At 42.9% G+C, this 21,836-nt stretch carries 26 protein-coding genes and 1 other annotated feature; all 26 genes read left to right on the top strand.

Annotated features, from left to right (window positions below; translation table 11 throughout):
* The first annotated feature begins 4 nt into the window (after positions 1-4).
* The 26 genes from I2483_RS06645 to pheA all read left to right on the top strand — a co-directional run bounded on the left by I2483_RS06645 (position 5) and on the right by pheA (position 21,660).
* Positions 5-1,663 (top strand): GspE/PulE family protein, encoded by a 1,659-nt coding sequence (locus I2483_RS06645; protein WP_207174669.1) that lies wholly within the window; start codon positions 5-7, stop codon positions 1,661-1,663.
* A gap of 11 nt (positions 1,664-1,674) precedes the next feature.
* Positions 1,675-2,712 (top strand): type IV pilus twitching motility protein PilT, encoded by a 1,038-nt coding sequence (locus tag I2483_RS06640; protein WP_207174667.1) that lies wholly within the window; start codon positions 1,675-1,677, stop codon positions 2,710-2,712.
* Positions 2,713-2,714: 2 nt separating this feature from the next.
* The gene (locus tag I2483_RS06635; RefSeq protein ID WP_207174664.1) at positions 2,715-3,920 is read left to right on the top strand and encodes a type II secretion system F family protein; all 1,206 of its coding nucleotides are present in this window, start codon (positions 2,715-2,717) and stop codon (positions 3,918-3,920) included.
* A 130-nt stretch (positions 3,921-4,050) separates the two neighbouring features.
* Positions 4,051-4,506: a prepilin-type N-terminal cleavage/methylation domain-containing protein gene (locus tag I2483_RS06630; protein ID WP_207174662.1), complete on the top strand. Its 456-nt coding sequence runs from the start codon at positions 4,051-4,053 to the stop codon at positions 4,504-4,506.
* A gap of 36 nt (positions 4,507-4,542) precedes the next feature.
* Positions 4,543-5,502 carry a type IV pilus biogenesis protein PilM gene (pilM, locus tag I2483_RS06625; protein WP_207174660.1) on the top strand — a complete coding sequence of 320 codons (960 nt, stop codon included), beginning with the start codon at positions 4,543-4,545 and terminating at the stop codon, positions 5,500-5,502.
* Positions 5,503-5,504: 2 nt separating this feature from the next.
* The gene (locus tag I2483_RS06620; RefSeq protein ID WP_207174658.1) at positions 5,505-6,158 is read left to right on the top strand and encodes a PilN domain-containing protein; all 654 of its coding nucleotides are present in this window, start codon (positions 5,505-5,507) and stop codon (positions 6,156-6,158) included.
* A complete protein-coding gene (locus I2483_RS06615; protein WP_207174656.1) occupies positions 6,142-6,825 on the top strand; it encodes a hypothetical protein in 684 nt (227 codons plus the stop codon). The genes I2483_RS06620 and I2483_RS06615 overlap by 17 nt, the downstream gene beginning before the upstream one ends.
* 317 nt (positions 6,826-7,142) lie before the next feature.
* The gene (locus tag I2483_RS06610) at positions 7,143-8,735 is read left to right on the top strand and encodes a histidine kinase N-terminal 7TM domain-containing diguanylate cyclase (protein WP_207174654.1); all 1,593 of its coding nucleotides are present in this window, start codon (positions 7,143-7,145) and stop codon (positions 8,733-8,735) included.
* Between the two features lie 12 nt (positions 8,736-8,747).
* Positions 8,748-9,503, top strand: coding sequence for a prepilin peptidase (locus I2483_RS06605; protein WP_207174652.1), 756 nt, complete (start codon positions 8,748-8,750; stop codon positions 9,501-9,503).
* Between the two features lie 148 nt (positions 9,504-9,651).
* A complete protein-coding gene (locus I2483_RS06600) occupies positions 9,652-10,299 on the top strand; it encodes a hypothetical protein (protein ID WP_207174650.1) in 648 nt (215 codons plus the stop codon).
* Positions 10,300-10,394: 95 nt separating this feature from the next.
* Entirely contained in the window at positions 10,395-11,009 is a 615-nt protein-coding gene (locus I2483_RS06595) for a Maf family protein (RefSeq protein WP_207174648.1), read from the top strand.
* Between the two features lie 16 nt (positions 11,010-11,025).
* Positions 11,026-11,697, top strand: a complete 672-nt coding sequence (gene radC / locus I2483_RS06590) for a RadC family protein (protein WP_207174806.1) — start codon at positions 11,026-11,028, stop codon at positions 11,695-11,697.
* Between the two features lie 146 nt (positions 11,698-11,843).
* Positions 11,844-12,860 (top strand): rod shape-determining protein, encoded by a 1,017-nt coding sequence (locus I2483_RS06585; protein ID WP_067208132.1) that lies wholly within the window; start codon positions 11,844-11,846, stop codon positions 12,858-12,860.
* Positions 12,861-12,879: 19 nt separating this feature from the next.
* Entirely contained in the window at positions 12,880-13,773 is an 894-nt protein-coding gene (mreC, locus tag I2483_RS06580; protein WP_186668559.1) for a rod shape-determining protein MreC, read from the top strand.
* Positions 13,770-14,294, top strand: a complete 525-nt coding sequence (mreD, locus tag I2483_RS06575; RefSeq protein WP_207174646.1) for a rod shape-determining protein MreD — start codon at positions 13,770-13,772, stop codon at positions 14,292-14,294. Before mreC ends, mreD begins: the two co-directional genes overlap by 4 nt.
* Before the next feature lie 22 nt (positions 14,295-14,316).
* Positions 14,317-14,988, top strand: coding sequence for a septum site-determining protein MinC (minC, locus tag I2483_RS06570; RefSeq protein ID WP_207174644.1), 672 nt, complete (start codon positions 14,317-14,319; stop codon positions 14,986-14,988).
* 1 nt (position 14,989) lies between these two features.
* A complete protein-coding gene (gene minD / locus I2483_RS06565) occupies positions 14,990-15,787 on the top strand; it encodes a septum site-determining protein MinD (RefSeq protein WP_207174642.1) in 798 nt (265 codons plus the stop codon).
* Positions 15,788-16,024: 237 nt separating this feature from the next.
* The gene (locus tag I2483_RS06560; protein WP_207174640.1) at positions 16,025-16,576 is read left to right on the top strand and encodes a M23 family metallopeptidase; all 552 of its coding nucleotides are present in this window, start codon (positions 16,025-16,027) and stop codon (positions 16,574-16,576) included.
* Positions 16,573-17,184 (top strand): site-2 protease family protein, encoded by a 612-nt coding sequence (locus I2483_RS06555; RefSeq protein WP_207174638.1) that lies wholly within the window; start codon positions 16,573-16,575, stop codon positions 17,182-17,184. The genes I2483_RS06560 and I2483_RS06555 overlap by 4 nt, the downstream gene beginning before the upstream one ends.
* A gap of 42 nt (positions 17,185-17,226) precedes the next feature.
* Positions 17,227-17,300 (top strand) — a sequence feature (ribosomal protein L21 leader region).
* A 13-nt stretch (positions 17,301-17,313) separates the two neighbouring features.
* Positions 17,314-17,622 carry a 50S ribosomal protein L21 gene (rplU, locus tag I2483_RS06550; protein WP_067208153.1) on the top strand — a complete coding sequence of 103 codons (309 nt, stop codon included), beginning with the start codon at positions 17,314-17,316 and terminating at the stop codon, positions 17,620-17,622.
* 6 nt (positions 17,623-17,628) lie between these two features.
* Positions 17,629-17,955 (top strand): ribosomal-processing cysteine protease Prp, encoded by a 327-nt coding sequence (locus I2483_RS06545; protein WP_186668573.1) that lies wholly within the window; start codon positions 17,629-17,631, stop codon positions 17,953-17,955.
* Positions 17,956-17,970: 15 nt separating this feature from the next.
* The gene (gene rpmA, locus I2483_RS06540; RefSeq protein WP_186668575.1) at positions 17,971-18,261 is read left to right on the top strand and encodes a 50S ribosomal protein L27; all 291 of its coding nucleotides are present in this window, start codon (positions 17,971-17,973) and stop codon (positions 18,259-18,261) included.
* 158 nt (positions 18,262-18,419) lie between these two features.
* A complete protein-coding gene (locus I2483_RS06535; RefSeq protein ID WP_207174636.1) occupies positions 18,420-18,938 on the top strand; it encodes a Spo0B domain-containing protein in 519 nt (172 codons plus the stop codon).
* An 11-nt stretch (positions 18,939-18,949) separates the two neighbouring features.
* Positions 18,950-20,242, top strand: a complete 1,293-nt coding sequence (gene obgE / locus I2483_RS06530) for a GTPase ObgE (RefSeq protein WP_207174634.1) — start codon at positions 18,950-18,952, stop codon at positions 20,240-20,242.
* 56 nt (positions 20,243-20,298) lie between these two features.
* Positions 20,299-20,754, top strand: coding sequence for an ACT domain-containing protein (locus I2483_RS06525; RefSeq protein WP_067208168.1), 456 nt, complete (start codon positions 20,299-20,301; stop codon positions 20,752-20,754).
* Positions 20,755-20,769: 15 nt separating this feature from the next.
* The gene (pheA, locus tag I2483_RS06520; protein WP_207174629.1) at positions 20,770-21,660 is read left to right on the top strand and encodes a prephenate dehydratase; all 891 of its coding nucleotides are present in this window, start codon (positions 20,770-20,772) and stop codon (positions 21,658-21,660) included.
* Positions 21,661-21,836: the final 176 nt, after the last annotated feature.

The following is a 21,836-nucleotide window of genomic DNA, read 5'->3' as shown; positions in this document are numbered from 1 at the left end:
CAGAATGACGACATCACGCAAAAGACTCGGTGACTTGCTCGTCGAGTCCGGTCTACTCACGAATGAACAATTGCAAACAGCATTAAGTGAAAAACCAAGAGATCTTAAACTTGGCGATGCGCTCCTCCAACACGGCTTTATTACAGAACAGCAATTAATTGAAGTGTTGGAATTCCAATTAGGTATTCCTCACGTCAATCTCTTTAGATATCCTTTCGACCCGAAGTTATTTAATGTTGTGCCGAAAGAATTCGCCAAACGCAATTTAATTGTACCTCTTAAAGCAGATGGGGATAGACTATTCGTTGCGATGTCCGACCCGATGGATTATATTACTGTGGACGATTTAAGGCTTTCCACTGGGTTTCATATTGAAACTGCAATTGCTTCAAAAGACGATATCATGCGAACAATATCCAAATATTATGATGAGGAATTATTTGATGAGCTCTTTATGGAGCAGACGCCTGAGCAATTGGAGCAGCAAGACGAGTTGACGGATTTGGATGCGCCAATTGTTCGGCTGGTTAATCAGTTGATGTCTTCAGCTATTACGTACAAGGCGAGTGATATCCATTTTGATCCTCAGGAACACCAGGTTGCCATCCGTTTTCGAATCGATGGAATGCTGAAATCTGAACGTTTTTTACCGAAGCATATGCAAGCGATGATTAGTGCGCGCATTAAAATTATGGCAAATCTGGACATAACGGAACACCGGATACCTCAAGATGGTCGGATTAAGACGAACGTGGATTTCAGGCCAATCGATCTTCGTGTCTCCACGTTACCCACGGTTTATGGTGAAAAAATTGTTATGAGAATTCTGGATTTAAGCAGTTCATTAAACGATTTAACGAAATTAGGATTTAATCGCTTAAATCTAGAACGCTTCCTTGAACAAATTGAGAAACCAAGTGGCATTGTCTTAATTTCAGGCCCAACCGGATCAGGTAAATCGTCGACGCTCTATGCTGCGCTCAATAAATTGAATACCGAGGAAGTCAATATCATTACGGTCGAGGATCCAGTCGAGTACCAGTTAGCTGGAGTAAATCAGATCCAAGTCAATCCGAATGTTGGATTGACATTTGCTGCCGGACTACGATCAATCTTAAGGCAAGACCCAGATATCGTTATGGTCGGGGAAATACGTGACCGGGAAACGGTTGAGATAGCGATTCGAGCTTCGTTAACCGGTCACTTAGTCCTTAGCACCATCCATACGAATGACTCTGTTGCTACCGTAACAAGAATGCTCGATATGGGGGTTGAACCGTTCCTGGTTACGTCATCGTTAAACGCAGTTATTGCGCAAAGGCTTATCAGACGTGTGTGCAGAGATTGCGGACGGGAGATGGCGGCAACGAGTCGTGAAATCGAAATTTTTGCGAAGCGTGGTATCACGATTGAAAAAGTAATGAGGGGTCCCGGTTGCGCGGTGTGTAATATGACCGGATATCGGGGGCGTATTGCAATTCACGAAGTGCTCGTATTGGATGATGACATGCGGGACGTAATAAATAGGGGTGGTTCTTCTGCGCAATTAAGAGAAATTGCAATTCGCAATAAAACCGTGTTCTTAATGGACGATGGTTTATTGAAAGTGAAACAAGGGATTACGACGACAGAAGAAGTATTGCGCGTCGCATTGATTGAATAGGGGTTTTGTACATGAACAGGAAGATTGATGAACTGCTAAAGATGGCGTTTAAATTAAATGCTTCCGATATCCATTTAACGGTAGGAGTGCCTCCGATATTCAGGGTTCACGGGGATTTAAAACGCTATGGCGATGTGTCGGTCGATAAACAATTTACTGAATCGGTCGCACAATTGACGATTCCGGATAAGATGTATCCAGACTTTGTAGAGCATGGCCAAATCGATTATTCCTATGAAGTCCCGGGTGCGGCACGTTTTCGTGTCAATGCATTTCAGCAACGCGGTTCAGTATCACTTGCTTTTCGGACGATACCAACGATAATACCGACAATCGATGACTTGCAATTGCCTGATACGTTAAAGAAGTTGGCAGAGACGCAACAAGGACTTATCCTTGTGACGGGGCCGACGGGGTCGGGTAAATCAACCACACTGGCAGCGATGATCAAATATATGAATGAAACGATGCATAAGCACATCATTACGTTGGAAGATCCGATTGAGTATATGCACGCGCATGGTAAATCGATTATTGATCAGCGGGAAATAGGATTTGATACGGCTTCATTTACATCGGGATTACGAGCTGCTCTTCGCCAAGATCCTGATGTCATTCTCGTCGGAGAAATGCGGGACTTAGAAACAATATCTACAGCAATCACTGCAGCAGAAACGGGTCACCTTGTGCTGGCTACGCTCCATACATGGAGTGCGGCATCGACAATCGATCGAATTATTGACGTATTTCCACATGGTCAGCAGTCGCAAATTCGTGTCCAACTTGCCGGCGTTTTGACTTCCGTGATATCACAGCGGTTACTCCCGACAGCTGATCGTAAAGGACGACGCGCTGCGACGGAAGTAATGATTAATAATCCTGCCATTGCTAACTTGATACGTACCGAAAAAGTACATCAGATTCCCACTATCATCCAAATAAACCGTGCGTCTGGGATGCATATGATGGCATCTTCCGTCCGAACCTTCCTCGATCAAGGAGTCATTTCAAATGATACCGCCATGCCTTACTTAGAGGGGGATGACTAACGATGGCTCGTTTCAAGTATGAAGGGCGCGATGCAAAAGCAATCCGGACAGGTGTCATCGTGGCGGCGGACAAGCGGGAAGCTGCTATAAAATTGAAAAGCCAGGGAATCCGTGTGACGAACTTAACTATACAAGCAGAAACTACGCTGACAAAAGAAATCGTCATCGGGAAACCTGTGAAACGAGAACATTTAATCATGTTCCTCCGTCAATTTTCAACGCTTCTTCGTGCAGGGGTTACAATCATTGATGCAATCCGAATCCTTGCCTTGCAAGTCGAATCAAAACCGTTTCAAAAGATCCTCGTCAATGTGAACGATGATTTGCGTGGAGGTGGCTCATTATCTGAAGCATTTCTAAAGCATCCAAAAGCATTCGAACCGATCGTTGTAAATATGGTGCGGGCTGGAGAGATGTCAGGGACAATCGATGATTCACTTGACCGTCTTGCTGACCACTTTGAAAAAGCGCATCAGCTGAGACAAAAAGTTGTCTCGGCTATGTCTTATCCACTTATAGTCGCAGTCTTGGCAATCGGAGTCGTCATCTTTTTATTGACAACTATAGTTCCTATGTTTGTCGAAATGTTTGCCAGTTTCGGAGGAGAGTTACCTTGGATTACACGCTTCGTTATGAACGCGAGTACTTTTGTGACCACATATTGGTACTTACTCGTACTATTTGCATTGATTGTTGTGGTTGGCATTTGGATGTTAAAGAATAATAAAGAAGGAAAGTATTTGCTCGATACCTTTCTTTTGAGGCTTCCAATTTTCGGTGACATCATGAAGAAATCCGTCCTGGCAACAATGACACGGACGTTAAGTTCATTGTTTTCCAGTTCCGTACCTATTTTACAAGCGATGTCCATGACAGAAAAGATAGTAGAAAACGAAGTCATTTCTAGGGTGATTGCAAAGTCCAGGGAATCACTGGAACGAGGTGGTTCGTTGACTGAACCGATGAACGGGCATTGGGCGTTTCCGCCGCTAATTCCACATATGATTGCCATTGGCGAGCAAACGGGATCTTTGGACGCGATGTTGGCGAAAGTTGCCGATTTCTACGAGAAAGAAGTAGAAGCTGCGACGGATCGACTAAAAGCGCTAATAGAACCATTGATGATTGTTTTATTGGCTGGTTTAGTCGGGACAATAGTCCTAGCGATAATGATGCCGATGTTCGAAATATTTAACAGCATAGACTGAAGGGTCGAGTTAATTTCTAAGATTAGTAAAAATGACATAGTTTTTTTCGGTTTACTAGTTTCATATTATTTTTATTGAGGTATACTTAAGAGGTAAGTAAAATATGACAATGAAAAGGGAGGAATTACACATGAAGAAATTTTTACAAAAACGTTTAAACAACGAAAAAGGGTTAACGCTTGTCGAGCTATTGGCGGTTATTGTTATATTGGGGATTATTGCGGCTATTGCGATTCCGTCGGTTGGGAATGTTGTTACGAACTCGAGAGTAAATGCTTTGAAAGCAGATGGACAAAATATTCTAGCGGCTGCGAATTTGTATTTTGTTGAAAATGGTAGTATCGATACTTTCCCAGTTACGTCAGATACATTAATTAAGGATGGTTTTTTGGATGATGACGGTGGGTTTACTGTCCATTCACAAGCAACTGTAACCAAAAGTAGTGCAAGTGGCGGAAATATTATCAATGGAACCGCTACTTACGGGAGCGTTAAAGTAGTTTTCAATAATGCTACAAATGCAGATATCAATAATACAGGCACAAAGCAAGCGGGAGCTGCGAGTACAATTACCATTACAAGATGATCAATATAAATTAATTATACTTTAGGAGCTGTTCCAATGCCCATGTCCATATTCACGCGCCGCAAGCGCACCGAATCCATGACAGTTGAAGAAGATGCGGTCAGGTTTGTCCGGCTGAAGTCTATTGAACCGCTCGTCATCGATGTTGCGGAGGAAGTACTACTTCCCCCGAACGTCGTTGTTGAGGGGAAGATTGTCGATTTGGAAACGCTTGCGACGATATTGGACGGGGCTGTTGAACAGTGGGGAATCTCCAAACGATCCGTCCAATTCCTCGCCCCGGATCAATATGTTATTATCCGCAAAGTTCCTTACCCCATGGATGTCATGACTGATGAACTGAAAGGCTATTTCTTCATTGAAATCGGCTCTACGCTGTATCTTCCTTTCGATGATCCAGTCTTTGATGTTGTTCCATATAAACCGAATACTGAAACAAATGAAGCAATTATTATTGCGTCAAAACAAGGCGTACTTGACCGTTATGAAGATGTCCTGAAAGAAGTGAAACTTGATCCGTTGAAAGCTGATATTACGCCACTTGCCTTGTACCGCCTGGCGTTCAAACAACACGCATTCTCAGGTAAAGAACATATCCTTCTGGCGGATTTAACACACGGCAAGTTGACCGTTTCTATTTTTCATGAACATTATCCGCTCTTCATGAGACCGGTCAATCTTGAAAATTCTACTGATTTATCTGTCATACGGGATTTTACAAGTGATACGGGCATCGTGACACCTTCTACTATTGTCATGGAACTTGAAAAACTCATTAACTTTTATCGTTATAATTTGTGGAATGGTGCTGCGTCCATCACACATCTCCTTGTGAACGGTGAATACAGCCGGATGGAAGAATTACTTTCCTTCATCAGAGATCGCCTTGCCATCAAAGCGGATGTATTGGTTAAAGAACCCTTACATTTTGCAAACGGGGAAGAAATACCAGCACGCTTTAACCGGACAATTGGGTTGGCATTGAAAGAGGTGTAGATATGCTAGTCGATATAAATCTATTGCCAGAAAGAGAGAAGGAGCGTTCACAACTTCTTGTTGGAGCACTAGCTATCATAGGCACCGCTATTCTTGTATATATTGTCACGCTCATGCTGACAAACAGTCTTGTTAGTGAAAGTGCAACGCTTGAAAGTCAGCTAACTTCTCTTCAAGCGAGTCAAGAGGAAATTCGTGCTGAACTTCAACACTCGGAATCGGGCGACGAGAAAACAGTGCTTGCTACAACTGTTGGATGGGCAGAAGAGTATCAGTTTGATACTGTTCCACTATTGCACGAGCTAATCGTGTTATTGCCTGTACGCGGTTTTTTTCAAACATTTGACTTTACTAGCCCCAATTTAGCGAAAGTTTCGATCCAGTTCGATACAAAACCGGAAAGTGCTTATTACTACACCCGATTGAAATCATCTCCTTCTGTTTCAGAAATCCATTTAGATTCAGTCGTAATTGATGAAGGATCGGATGAAGAAGGCAGTGATTCGACGGAAGTTCTGCCGCGTTATCTTGCGACGTATTCAATTCAATTTATTGATCATCGAATTGTAGCCGAAGGGACAGCTGGAACAACGGATGAGATAGAAGAAGTGCCTAGCACGGTTGAGGGGGATGAATCGAGTGACAAATTTGACTAAACGTCAAAAGGAAATTGCCCTTGTCGTCTTATCCGTTTTACTCTTACTATCCATAGCAGCCTATTCGTATGTTAAAGTCTATACGCCCGCTAAAGAAACGAATGAGCAAATAAAGCTTACGACTAGCAATGAACGCGATGTCTATTTTGCACTCCTAAAGCAATCAGCATCGAACAGAAAGACCGATACTGCCAGTTCTCAGCCATTGCAACGTAAAGTTCCTACAAAGCCACTTGAAGATGCTGTCATGCTTCAAATTGGCAAAGCGGAAATAAAATCAGGTGCAATAGTAAAGGAAATAACGTTTACGCAGGGTGATTTCATGATCGAAAATCCGCCTGAAATGGTTGGAAACGTCAGTCAATTGTTAACCGAAGTTGTTCTTCAAACTGATTCATACATAGGAATTGAAAAATTTGTTGATGAAATTGAAAAGATGGAACGTATTTTCATCATAGATTCGATTAGTTTTAACATGCCTCAGGAAATTCGTGATGAGGAAGCGGCAAAAGAGATTATTGAGATGACCGTATCGTTTTCTGCTTTTTATCGTCCCGATTTAGTGGATTTACAACATGAGGCACCGAAAACAAATGCACCGCCATCAAGTGAGAAAATAGATCCTACGCCTTTCAATGATGGAACGAAAGAGGGAGAATTCAAATGACAGTCATGTTTACTATCGGGTTCTTCCTTTAGGCATTGGTTTCAGTCTTATCTTTAAAGGTTTTGAATATATGCACCAAAAAGGAATTAACTTTCTTACTGCCGTTCCAATGCATGAAATATGACCGGAACAAGTTGCCCCTTGAGCTTGCGCCGGTTTTTTCTATTTAAAACTGGCAAACTATTGATTTCTTTTATTTTTGAAAAGTAGTATAATTTTAAGTAGCTGGTCCTTTGCACTGCGAAGTTTCACAACGGTCTGGGGGAATCAAAACGATTTCTCCTTATAGGTTTTAGTTGCCGAAAGAGGTGGGACACTTGCAAACTCAACAACTTGGCATTTATCTACTAGTGTACATGGTTCCTGCCTTTGTGATTTTCGGAATAGGCTGTATGGTGTTGGCGCAAAGCCCTCGACGTTTGGAACATAAGTTAATGGTGGCATTTAGTTTTACGTATTGTCTGCTGTTTCTTGAAGAATTTATTCGGCATTTATTGCCATTGTCTTCTAGTGCTTGGATGGTTGGCATGTTTTTTTACCAAATTAGGTTATTGACCTCAGTTATTTTATTCCACTTTTTTATTCATACGACGAAAATGTACGAGCGTTTTCGTATACTTTTCTATCCATATCTCTTTTACGTTCCTGTCGTAATCGTCATCATTTTAACGGTGATGAATGTCAATGTCGTGGATAACACTGAATTTATTCAAAATGGCATTTGGTACTCGCAGATTTTTAGCGAGTCCTATTATATGAAGCTGATCCTATCAAATGTAATATTTATTCTTATGATTGTCACTTTATGGAGTGGGATGAAGCACGCGACTTCGTTCAGAAAACGTAAATCCATTCAAGTTTTAATGGTGGGAATGATAAGTATGCTCATTTTGACAGTCATTTTGGGTTATCCGAATTATGGTAGATTCTTACCCCCGTATCCATATCTACTATCCGGAATTGTGTTTACCGCATTCCTATCCATTTCCGTTTTACGTTTTCAGTTATTACCTTCCGTTACGAGAAGATATAAAGAATTGTTCAACTTAAGTCCTGTATCTATCATTATTACGAATGATCAGTGGGAAGTATTGGAGTTCAATGACAATGCGGCTATTGAGCTCGGACCTCAAATTAAAGAAGGTTTCATTTTAATCGATTATTTTAAAGTGACAGCGAATAGACAGCAACTACTTCGATTAAGCGAGCAGTTGGAAAAAAAAGTGACCATCAGAGATTACCCCATTAAAATTATGAACACAGCCGAGGATGAATACCTCTATTTTTCGCTGGATGCATCGCTGTTGAGAGTGGATGAGGATGTCTTTTATTATTTGATTTGGCGTAATGTGACCGATGAATTGGAAAGTAAGCAGCTTGTTCAGCACTTAGCCTATCATGATGCGCTAACTACTATTTACAATCGAGCGTATTTTGTTACTGAAGTAAAGGGAAGATTAAAACTTTTGCCCGTTCAGTCAACGAATGGGACGGCGCTTGTGCTCATTGACTTAAATCGATTCAAAGTGATCAATGATACATATGGACATTCCGTCGGCGATCATGTGTTGAAGCATACAGCTTCCATTTTGATGAAAATAACACGGGAGAGTGACATTGTCGCACGTTTTGGCGGCGATGAGTTCGTCATTTTCCTAGAGGAATACCCAACGGATCAAGCGGTGGATGATTGGGTGGATGTTTTACGGGAAGAATTCGCAGCCAATCCGTTTGTTGGAAATGACTTGGTGTTGAAAATTAAGCCAAGTATCGGGGTTGCTTTTTATTCAGTTGAGGCAAGCGAATTCGATGAGCTATATCAATTGGCCGATGTGAAAATGTATGAAGATAAGGAAAAGTCTAGAAGGAAGCAAAAGGTGCTCCAAATTGACTTAGAAGATAAACAGTAGAAGGAGAATTGCATGGGAATTGTTATTGGTGTTTTCTTTTTCCTATACGGTATTGTATTAGGATCATTTTTCAATGTTGTCGGATTACGTGTGCCAAAGAAGGAGTCGATTGTTTCGCCTCCTTCACATTGCGCCGTCTGTAATCGGAAATTAGGCGTTCTCGATCTAATTCCAGTCTTTTCTTATCTATTTCTACAAGGGAAATGCAGGGGATGTGGTACGAAAATCAGCCCCATTTATCCAATCATGGAGCTGGTGACAGGGATTTTATTTGTGTTAAGTTACGCAATGCTCGGATTTAGTGGCGAATTAATCGTCGCCATTTTGTTTATGTCGCTTCTTGTCATCATTACGGTGTCTGACATCGCCTATATGCTTATCCCTAATAAGGTGCTGCTGCCGTTCGCTGTCGTGTTGCTTGGGATTCGGCTGTTCATTCCCCTAGAGCCGTGGTGGGATAGCCTGCTGGGGGCTCTAGTGGGCTTCGGAGTCCTATATCTTATTGCTGTTGTGTCGAAAGGTGGCATGGGTGGTGGGGACATCAAATTGTTTTTCGTTATCGGTCTCGTGTTGGGCACGGCGAATACGCTTTTGACGCTGTTTTTAGCGGCGTTCATCGGGTCTATTGCTGGCTTAGTCTTGTTGAAACGGACGGGGCAAGGACGAAAAACACCTATCCCATTCGGCCCCTCGATTGCATTGGCCGCCGTCATTGCTTACTTCTGGGGAGCTGATTTTGTCGGTTGGTATGGCAATTTATTCTATTAAGTCGATAAATTTACTGGAACAAGGCGACATACGTCTTGTTCTTTTTCATGTCCATTCTGATACGGTTAACTATAAAAGCACCTTGGAAAGGGCTGACTTATGCCCTTAGCACATAGGCGCTAGATAAACTTAAACGGGGTGGTCAACAATGAAATTCGGAAAACGCTACTCGAAAGGGACAGTCATCATGGCGATGCTTCATGGTGTCCTCATTGGTGTCGCGGCTGTTGCGGTGATTGGTCTACTGCTTATGGGGACTAAAGGGGAAGACGACAGAAAGACAAGCGGTAAAGAGATACCTACAGCGGGTCCAGCAGCAGTTGAGAATTCGGCAAAGCCTGATGAAGAGCCGTTACAATTATTTGCAAAACAACATGGAGCATTTTCATCCTCTGAATCTGCAACTCTATTTATTGCAGAAGATCCAACTCTATCGAAAGCGGCCGTCATAAAGGCGGGCGATAAATACTTAGTTTGGACTGCAGTTGGGTTGACGGAAAATGAGATTAATTCTAGTGAATCTGAAGGTACGTATCGGAAAACGTTCAGGGCGGATACCTCATCCTGCGGGGCAATCGGTGCAGGGAAATTGCGCGAGGTCCTCAAGCAAACGGAAATAGCCAAAATTAATTATTCGGACGAAACTAAAAAGGAAGGGAAAGATGATGATAAGACGAAGGGGTTTTACAAGAATATCGCCGCCATTACAGTATTTACGAAGGATTTACGTATCGTCAGATTGCATCTTCTTTCCCATTATTCACATACAGAAAACTGCGTTAAAATCACTTTTTGAGGATTAAAAAGGGGTCAAATTTGAGTTTTGAGGATTTTAAGACAATTTTCACAAATCCTTTTATCCAGTATGATGGGCTAAAGGGGGAATTACTAATGAAATTTACAGTTGTTAAACCAGTTATTCTAGCTTCAGCATCTCCGCGTCGGAAAGAAATCCTAAGTTTGCTTGGCTTCCCGTTCGCAGTTGTGCCAAGCAATGTGTCTGAGGATTTAGCTCTAGGAAATAATGAATTTGAAAGCTATGCACGGCAACTCGCTGCGATGAAAACGCAAGCAGTTGCGAATGATTGGCAGGGTTCTATCGTAATCGGAGCTGATACGATTGTTGTGCATGAAGGGAAGTTATATTCGAAACCAGAGAGTAAAGAACAAGCGCGAACATTTTTAAAAGCGCTTTCTGGTGAAACACATACAGTTATAACAGGTGTTGGGTTATTTATGGGTGATGAGATATGTACATTTTCCGTCCAGACAAAAGTTACTTTCCGAGAACTTGACGATATGTTGATTAACGCATATGTGGAATCCGGGGATCCGATGGACAAGGCTGGCGGATACGGTATTCAGACGGCTGGTGCACTATTGGTAGAAAAAATTGAAGGTGATTATTACAATGTTATGGGTTTGCCGATAGCTATGTTGACGGAGTATATGCGGAAGCTGTCCCTTATGGAATTGAAGGGCGGTGTATCATTCATTGACAATTGACACTCAGCCGGGAATGATGATCCGAGACGTACATATAGCGGACAGGCCGCGCGAGCGACTTATTAGGCAAGGTGCGGAAAGTTTATCCAATCAAGAGCTGGTTGCAATATTGTTACGCACGGGTACAAAACAGGAATCTGTTCTCGTTCTTGCTAACCGAATTCTATCCTCATTCGATAAAATCCAAGACTTGAAAGACGCTACGATTGAAGAAATGATACTGGTAAAAGGGGTCGGCAAGGCGAAGGCGGTCCAACTCCTAGCTGCCGCAGAGATTGGCAAGCGGATGTATCGTAAGCATTCAGAGGGGCGCTACACGATAAGGTCCCCAGAGGATGCGGCTGCCTATTTAATGACAGATATGGCCTCACTCAATCAAGAGCATTTCGTTGTGCTCTTTTTAAATGTTAAAAATGAAGTCCTTCATAAACAGACTATTTTTATCGGTAGCCTGAACTCAAGCATAGTTCATCCACGCGAAATTTTTCGTGAAGCAGTAAAGCGATCTGCTGCATCCATAATAGTTTCGCACAATCATCCGAGCGGAAACCCATCACCATCTCCGGAAGATATCGAAGTAACAAAGAGACTCATTGAAGCGGGTTCAATTATGGGCATCGAAGTACTCGACCACGTTATCATCGGAGATCACCAGTTTTTAAGCTTAAAAGAGAAGGGATATATGTGACTTTATTCTGAAATAATGCTTCGAATGGCACGAAAAATGAATCAGGGTACATGTGACGCTGTGAATTTGCTCTTCTATCCGTTATACTATGGTGTATGATTTCATGAATGCCGTAATTAACGGTTTAGCAGAAAGGAAGAACAAATTTGTTTGGTTTTGGATCTAGAGATGTCGGGATTGACCTCGGCACAGCAAATACATTAGTTTTCATTAAAGGAAAAGGCATTGTCCTAAGAGAGCCTTCAGTAGTAGCAAAAAATACACATACAGGTGAAATTGTTGCAGTCGGTAGCGCTGCTAGAAATATGATTGGGCGTACACCTGGATCAATCGTGGCAACTCGTCCGATGAAAGATGGAGTCATTGCTGATTTTGAAATTACGACAGCTATGATTGAGCATTACATGAAAGAAGCAACGAAAACGTCGGGCGGAGCATGGAAAAAGCCAAATGTCCTAATTTGTGTGCCTTACGGAATTACTTCTGTTGAACAGCGCGCGGTTATTGATGCTTCACGTCAAGCTGGTGCAAAAGAAGCGTTCACAATTGAAGAACCGTTTGCGGCTGCAATTGGCGCAAATCTACCTGTTTGGGAACCTACTGGTAGCATGGTCGTCGATATTGGTGGCGGAACTACAGAAGTTGCAGTCATTTCACTTGGCGGCATCGTAACAAGCGAGTCAATCCGTGTCGGTGGTGACACAATGGACGGCGCGATTATTAGCTATATCCGTAAAATGTATAATTTGACTATCGGTGAACGGACGGCAGAAGCTATTAAAATTGAAATTGGTTCTGCAAAAGTAATTGGTGATACACAGAAAATGGAGATTCGCGGACGCGATCTTTTGACTGGTCTGCCGAAAACGATTGAAATCTCTTCGGATGAAATCGCAGAAGCACTGCGTGAGTCAATTGCACAAATCATTGATGGCGTGAAAAAGACGCTTGAAACAACGCCTCCAGAATTATCTTCGGATGTTATGGAACGCGGAATTGTGCTAACAGGTGGTGGTGCATTGCTTCAGAATCTTGATAAAGTCATTTCTGATGAAACACAAATGCCTGTTTTCATAGCTGAAGATCCACTCGATTGTGTTGCCATCGGTACAGGTAAAGCACTTGATAATTTTGAATTGATCAAAAAAATGCAAGGTAGATAAGTAAGGGAGGACATGGGCAATGCCGCGATTTTTTTCAAATAAACGTTTGATATTACTGCTCGTGGGCGTCATTATCCTTGTGGCATTAATTTCATTCTCCCTCAAAGACCGGCAGAATGCCTCCCTTCCAGAACAAGTTGTGAAAGATGTAGTCGGCTTCGGGCAATCACTATTCTCGAAGCCGGCGCTTTACATAACAAACGTCATTGGGAATATTGATGGGATTTTGAATACATACGAAGAAAACAAACATTTAAAAGTAAGATTAAGCGAATACGCCTCTGGACAAGCAGAGCTGGCGGATGTTAAAGCTGAAAATGAACGTTTGCTCGAAGTTGTAGGTAAAAAGGATGATTTGCGTGTGTATGAACCGGTTCAGGCAACGGTCATTTCACGGAACCCTGATCAGTGGGAAGAGAAAATCATCATCGACAAGGGCGAAGAACACGGCATTAAAAAGAATATGGCGGTCATTACAGCGAATGGCCTGGTTGGGAAAGTTGTCCTTGTTACACCTTTTACTTCAACGGTGGAACTATTGTCAACAGAAAACCGGAATTTACGTGTTGCTGCAGTCGTTGCGGGTGAAAAGACTTACGGACTGATCGAGGGGTACGACCGGAAACGCAGTGAGCTCATTATGAAACGGATTGACTCTAGTTTCGAAGTCAAAGTCGGTCAGAAAGTTATAACATCTGGTCTTGGTGGTATTTTTCCAAAGGGTCTTTTGATCGGTGAAGTAACAGAAGTGTCGACAGATGATTATGGACTGACGAAGTTGGCGTATATTCGTCCAGCAGCAGATTTCTCGTTGTTAGATCATGTCATCATTACCAAGCGCTCATCGATTACTGATGTTAATGGTACGGACGGGAACGATACTACAAATACTGAGGGGGAGGATGGATCATGATCCGGTCCATTATCCCTCTTATTGCTGTATTGCTATTTTTCCTAGAGCCTGTTTTTAGCCTGTTTTCACCCGTGAATATAGGTGGTACTAGTTATACACTTGTTCCGCGGTTTGTGGTCGTGTACCTTATTTTTATAGCTGTCTATTACAGTAGACAACGTGCAATCATTTACGGAATTGTGCTTGGACTCTTGTATGATATGTACCATATTGATATTATTGGATTATATGCATTTCTCTATCCTTTGATCTGCTTTATTGCAACACTAATTATTCGCCAAATCCATCGCCATATTGTTACGGTGATGTTCCTGGCGTTACTTCTGATTATCGTGCTTGAAGTGCTATCATACTTTTTCGCTAGTCTTGTTTCATTGACATCAATTGGCTTAGATGAATTCATTACTGGAAGACTTGTTCCAACGATAATTGCGAATTCGATTTTTGTTGGTATGTTTGGCTGGTTTTTCAAAACTCTTATCTATAAAAGAGTAGTAGAGCGACAAGGCGAAACTTTGTAAAAGAAAATGCGGGGTGACGCAAATGACGAAACAGCAATATGTAACGATAAAAGGGACAAAGGACGGTCTAGTTCTTCGGCTTGACGACAAATGCGCTTATTCGGACATGATTGCCGAACTCCGTAGAAAAGTGGAGGAAGACGGCTTGGAGGGACTTGCGGAAGTGCAGGTTCATACAGGTAGTCGCTACTGCAATGAAGAAGAATTGCGGGAAATTATGAACACGATTCATGATTCTCCAAATTTACGTGTATCAAAAATCCAAAGTGATGTTATCACGATGGAAGAATGCAATAGAAAAGTGCTTGAAAACCAATCCGAAACCTACGTCGGTATCGTGCGATCGGGTCAAGTTGTGCAGGCAGAAGGTGATCTCGTTGTCATTGGTGACGTAAATCCCAATGGCCGCGTGGTCGCTGCAGGCAGCATCTATGTTCTTGGTAGGCTGAAAGGAATCGCCCATGCAGGCTCGAGCGGCAATGCGAAGGCTGTTATTGCGGCTTCTTGGCTTGAAGCAACACATCTTATAATCGCGGACAAAATGGAAACGATGACGGATGAGTTAACGATTTTGTCGGAACAACCGGAAATGGAATGTGCCTATTTGCATCCGAACGGCTTCATCGCCATCGATCGTCTGCAGGAACTCCGGATTCTTCGGCCTGGTCTGTCATCATTTAAAGGAGGAAGCTAGTGTGGGAGAAGCAATCGTAATAACATCTGGTAAAGGTGGTGTCGGTAAGACGACGACAACTGCAAACCTTGGAACCGCATTGGCTCTCCAAGGTAAAAAAGTGTGTCTGGTTGACACTGATATCGGTCTCCGAAACCTAGACGTCATTCTCGGCCTTGAAAACCGTATCATCTACGATTTAGTGGATGTCATTGAAGGACGCTGTAAAGTTCAACAGGCACTTGTGAAGGATAAACGCTTTGAGGACGGTCTCTTTTTATTGCCGGCTGCTCAAACTACTGATAAAAATGCTATAAATCCGGAACAGATGAAAACATTGGTCAATGAACTAAAACGAGATTATGATTATATATTGATTGACTGTCCGGCTGGTATCGAACAAGGTTTCAAAAACGCCATTGCCGGTGCAGACCGTGCCATTGTTGTTACGACACCTGAAATTTCGGCCGTCCGTGACGCAGACCGCATCATTGGTTTGCTTGAACAGGAAGACATAGAACCGCCGAAACTGATCATCAACCGCATCAGGCGGCATCTCATGACTAACGGAGATGCACTTGATGTCAACGATATTACGACACACTTGTCTATCGACTTGCTTGGAATCGTCCTAGACGACGAAAGTGTTATCACCTCCTCGAACAAAGGGGAGCCAGTCGTCATGGATCCAGCGAACCCTGCAGCAATGGGCTATCGCAACATTGCCCGTCGCATTCTCGGCGAATCCGTTCCGCTTATGTCACTTGCCGCAGGGAAACCTGGATTCTTCGGTAAACTTAAATCGATATTTGCTAGATAACCCCAAACCCCTGACACATATTTTTTGTGTTGGGGGTTTTTTGTGGAATTTCGGTTGGGGAGGAGAGTTGAAATTATGATTCGAAAGTTGGTATTACGTTCTTGAAGTTGTGATTAGAATCCAAGAGTTGACATTAAAGCTAGAGAAGATGGATTTAAATATTCAAATTCAAACCAACCGCCCATACTATTCCCCTCATCTACGTCATATACTAAAAAAAACGGGTGGTGTGACCGGTTGAAATGGAGAACGAAGTGGATAATGGCGATTGTGTTGACGCTCGGTGTGATTGGTGTGGCTAAGTTGGAGGATGCGGGTGTTATTCAGGAACCTGTAACACAGTATGTGACGTCTGGAAAGGACTTTTTGGCGATGAAGAAATGGGTTGCGACGATGATTAAAGATCCCGGGGCCGACAAAATTGCGGTCATGGCAGATCCTCATCGGGAAGATCCTTTTTCTGCGTATGAATCAATGCAACCCTATAAAGAGGGAGTAATTGTATCCTATACGCAACCATTGGCGATTGATGCACAAGAAAACGGGCTAGTCATATTCACAGGTTTTACGCGTGAATCGGGTAAGACTATCACGGTATTATATGATAGTGGGGATGAAGTGACGTATGGTTACGTTGGAAAAGTTGTCAAACTGCCGTATACTGCTGTGAAAAAAGGGGACACGCTGGCGCTAATGAATGAGGGGGCGATTTATCTGAAGGTGAAGCGTAATGGGGTGAAAATGGATGCATCACTATTACCAACATATCTTTTGGGCGAGGAACAATGAAATTTAAGCTCCATCCTGTTCTCTTGCCTTTTTTTATATTTTTAATCATGACCGGCAGCATTTCGATCTATGCCATTATTTTTATTTCGCTTCTGATCCATGAAGCCGGTCATCTCCTTGCTGCCTATCTAACTGGAATGCGCATACGATCCTGTACAATCATGCCATACGGTGGCGAAATCGTTATTTGGAATAAACACATGGCACCAAGGAGAGATCGTCTCCTCGTCGCGCTTAGCGGCCCTTTAGCAACGTTGCTTCTTTTATTAATGGCAATATTGATTCCATTTCCGGGTGACGACCAAGTTATCCGGATTCAAGTCGCATTGCTAGTGCTTAACTTACTTCCCATTCTACCGCTTGATGGTGGACAGGCAATATGTGCGCTGCTCGAAACAGACGGTTCCGTTTATCGCACGCGTGCTCTTTTTTTACTCCATTCCATTCTTTTTCTTTGCGCTGGCATTATCCTATTATCAGCTGATTTGCCTAAGACATTGCCCTACATTCTCCTGGCAACGTTCCTCCTGCTTCAAAACATTTCCGCATTTCGATTCCGAAAATATGAAAAAGCATTTGCCGAAATGAAATTAAATAGATTGACGTAATAAAATATACGTGGTATCATTCAAGAGTTAATGTTTGTAGCACCCGTGCTACAACCGCACTGATAAGGTACAAGTATCCGTACGGATCACCTTTGAAGGCGAGTCTGTAATTATAGAGGAGGTGCAAGTATGTACGCAATTATTGAAACTGGTGGAAAACAGATCAAAGTTGAAAAAGGCCAGGAAATCTACATTGAAAAAGTAGCTGGAGAAGCTGACGAAGTTGTCACTTTCAACAGAGTTCTATTCGTAGGTGGAGAAGACGTGAAAGTAGGCGTTCCATTCGTGGAAGGTGCTACAGTTACAGGAACTGTTGTAAAACAGGGACGTGCTAAAAAAATCACTGTTTTCAAATACAAGCCGAAAAAGAACTATCACAAAAAACAAGGTCATCGTCAGCCATACACGAAAATCGTCATTGACGGTATCAATCTGTAAGCCGGCATGATCAAAATCATCATCAAGAAACAATCATCCGGTCGGATCAACTCTTTTGAGATGTCAGGCCACGCTAATTTCGCGGAATACGGAAAAGACCTTGTCTGTGCAGCTGCATCAGCAGTATCATTTGGTGCTGTCAATGCAATTATTGCACTTACAGGCAAAACCCCTGAGATTCAACAAGGATCTGAGAGTGGTTATTTGAAAGTCATATTTCCGGATACTGAAGAAAACGATCACGATACACAGTTGATTGTGAAGGCAATGATTGTTTCGTTGCAGACGATTGAAAATGACTATGGGCAACATATAAAAATTATTCTTAAATAGTAGGAGGTGGCATACATGCTACGTTTAGATCTCCAGTTTTTCGCATCGAAAAAAGGGGTAGGTTCTACTCGGAACGGTCGTGACTCACACTCGAAACGTCTTGGCGCAAAACGCGCGGACGGACAGTTTGTTACTGGCGGCTCAATCCTTTATCGTCAGCGCGGAACGAAAATTCATCCAGGTGAAAACGTCGGTATCGGCGGTGACGATACTCTTTTTGCAAAAGTTGACGGCGTCGTTCGTTTCGAACGTTTTGGTCGCGATAAAAAGAAAGTTAGCGTATACCCTGAAGTTCAGGAAGCTTAATATACGTACGACAGAAAGGACTGCATACGAATGTGCAGTCCTTTTTTCTTTTTTTAGACACAGATAGAAGTCATACCTTTTTACGCTTGCCACAAATAGCGAAACAAGCTATATAGATGCTATACTGTATACATGAAAATTGTTGGCGGTGAATGGGAATGGGGAACAGTAAACTTACCACGGCGAAAGCGCTGAAATTTGCGAGACATGATTTTTTAAATGAACTTCAATTAGTCTTGCTCTATATCGATCTTGATAAACTACCGGAAGCAAAACAAAAGATCTTGGAAGCAACCGATCGTATGCGTGAAGTGGCATTGTTAGAAAGGCTTGGGCTTCCAGCCGTTGAGACATGGCTAACTACGTTCGACTGGTTGTACGGTGCGTATACTAAAACGATGTCGTGTACAATAGCGTCTGGAATCCGAGAAGCCGACGATACGGAAGTTGTAACTTATTTAGAACGAATGTTCAGCGAAGCCGAAAAAACACTAGACCCGACATCTGAATATGAAACACAAATCGATGTGCAGGCAACAGCGACAAGTTGGTCAATTACTATTGCTGTGCATGGTCAGATGGAAAATAGACTTCCTGCACCGATAGCGGATGGAAACTTTGCTGTTAAAGAGACACTTTCACAAAATCAATGGACGTTCACAATTAGTGGACAATAGGAGGAAAATAAATGTTTGTCGATCACGTTAAGATTTATGTAAAAGGCGGCGACGGTGGTGATGGAATGGTTGCTTTCCGTCGGGAAAAGTATATCGCATATGGTGGCCCAGCCGGTGGCGATGGAGGACAAGGTGCTAACGTTGTTTTCATTGTAGATGAAGGATTGCGGACACTGATGGATTTCCGTTACCAGCGTCATTTCAAGGCCCAACGCGGTGAGCACGGTGGAAGTAAAAATATGCACGGGAAAAACGCAACGGATGTAGTTGTCAAAGTACCACCTGGTACGATTGTGACAGATGCGGAAGATGGTGCAATCATCGCTGACCTCGTTGAGCACGGTCAGACAGCAATCATTGCTAAAGGCGGCCGTGGAGGACGCGGGAATAGCCGATTCGCGACACCATCAAACCCTGCACCTGAATTATCTGAAAAAGGTGAGCCAGGCGCTAATAAAGAAATTAACTTGGAATTGAAAGTGCTAGCGGATGCAGGACTTGTTGGCTTCCCGAGTGTTGGTAAATCAACGTTATTATCTGTTGTTTCCGCTGCAAAACCAAAAATTGCAGATTATCATTTTACGACCCTTGTTCCGAATTTGGGCATGGTTGAAACGGATGATCACCGCGGCTTCGTGCTAGCTGATCTACCAGGATTGATTGAAGGAGCGCACCAAGGGATTGGTCTAGGTCATCAGTTCTTGCGTCACATCGAACGGACACGCGTCATCATCCACGTGGTTGACATGTCCGGCCTTGAAGGACGTGAGCCATACGAGGATTTCTTGACAATCAATGAGGAATTAGAACAATACAATATGCGTTTGACAGAACGTCCGCAAATCATTGTTGCAAATAAAATGGACATGCCTGAAGCAGAAGAGAATCTTAAAATCTTCAAGGAAAAACTGAATGACAGCAATGCACTCATCTTCCCAACTTCAGCACTCACAAGAACGGGACTTGACGGACTTCTACATGCTGTTGCGAATTTACTTGAAACGACACCGGAATTCCCAATGCATGAGATTGAGGACGAAGACAAAGAGAACTCAGTTCTGTACAAATATGATGGAGAAGCAGAGTTGTTTAAAGTTGAACGTGATGATGACGGCGCATTCGTATTGTCGGGCTATACAATTGAGCGTCTATTCAGGATGACGGACTTTAACTTTGACCAATCCGTTCGTAAATTCGCGAGACAATTGCGTGGTATGGGAGTAGATGATGAACTCCGTAAACGTGGCGCGAAAGACGGGGATACAGTGCGACTTCTTGACTTCGAATTTGAATTCGTAGATTAATCAGTTGGAATGAATGAATAAAAATGACTAAAGGTACGCACGAAGGGGGATATCCTATGAAGCAGTTGGGGGAAGGTCAGTTTTATCTTGTAAGGGAAGACGTACTGACAGAATCGATGCTGAAAATGTTAGAAGCGAAAAGGCTTTTAGCGAGCGGAGAGGAATCGACGATACAAGATGCCACGAAAAGGGTAGGACTATCCCGTAGTGCATTTTATAAATACCGCGACACTGTTTACCCGTTCGAATCCATTGCGCGTGAGCGTATCCTGACGATTTTCATTCAACTTGAAGACCGGAAAGGATCGCTTGCGACATTGTTGCAGATCGTCTCAGAGTCGAAATGTAACGTTTTAACAATTCACCAAACGATTCCTGTTCAAGCACGGGCCAATATTACCTTGTCACTCGATGTGACAGAAATGATTATAAAAATGGAAGAGTTCCTGCAACGATTAAAAGCACCTGACTTTGTCGATTCGGTAGTCTTAATCAGTTCAGGTGCACTCTGATGGGAGGATACTAGTATGGGAAATGATAGGTATACGCCTACTGTCGCTTATTTGGGGCCGGAAGCATCATTCACGCACGTTGCGGCAAGCACTCTTTTTGGAACTTCGGGTTTGATACCTCAACCTACAATACCGGATTGTGTAGAGGCTGTGGTAGAAGGGCGCGTCGCCTATGCGATTGTTCCGCTTGAAAACGCGTTGGAAGGATCCGTTCCGATGACCATTGATTACCTGTTCCATGGGGCAGAGTTGTTCATAAACGCTGAAATATCAATACCAATCGAACAGCATCTAATGGTCCATAAAAAGCAAATTCCTTTTATCACTGAAATGGAATCCATCAATTCTCATCCCCATGCTCTTGCACAGTGTCATAAATATTTGCAGTACCATTACCGTCGTGTCCCGCTTATCCAGACGACCTCCACGGCGGCGGCTGCCAAATATATTTCCGAAAACCCGGATGTGAAGGTTGCGGCAATCGGAAACAAGTTGGCGGCTGAAAAATATGGTCTACATATCGCAGAGGAGAATATTCACGATTTTCATTTTAACCATACGCGATTCGTCGTATTATCCCTGCGAAAAGAAATTTTGGAAACAAATGACCATTCTGCAAAACTAAAAACGACATTAATGGTAAAATTGCCAGAAGATGATCGTTCGGGTGTGTTACACCAGGTTTTATCCGTTTTTGCATGGCGTAGACTCAATTTAAGTAAAATTGAATCAAGGCCCTTAAAAACAGGACTCGGCAATTATTTCTTCATTATCGACGTAATGGAATCTGAAGAACACCCGATGATGAAAGGTGCGATGGAAGAACTCGCCGCACTGAATTGTACTGCCCGCTCATTCGGTTCATATTTCATATACGACCAACTGCCATCACGTCATTCAATATGACCGTGATGGTTTTTTCTTGCAAGAAAGTATACGTTTTTTTGACTTAGAATAGTGTCTAGCTCCGGGCGCCAGCCGCTCGGGTCATAAGCAATCCAGCTATGTGGCAAAGAGCGCCACGTCGCTGGATCGACTTATGCCTGTCGCGTCTAGAAGGCGCCTTCCGCTTTTCTTTAGAA

The organism is Sporosarcina sp. E16_3, assembly GCF_017347125.1.
Classification (GTDB): Bacteria; Bacillota; Bacilli; order Bacillales_A; family Planococcaceae; genus Sporosarcina.
Note: the sequence above shows the minus strand (reverse complement) of the source record. Positions and strands in the feature narration are given on the sequence as shown.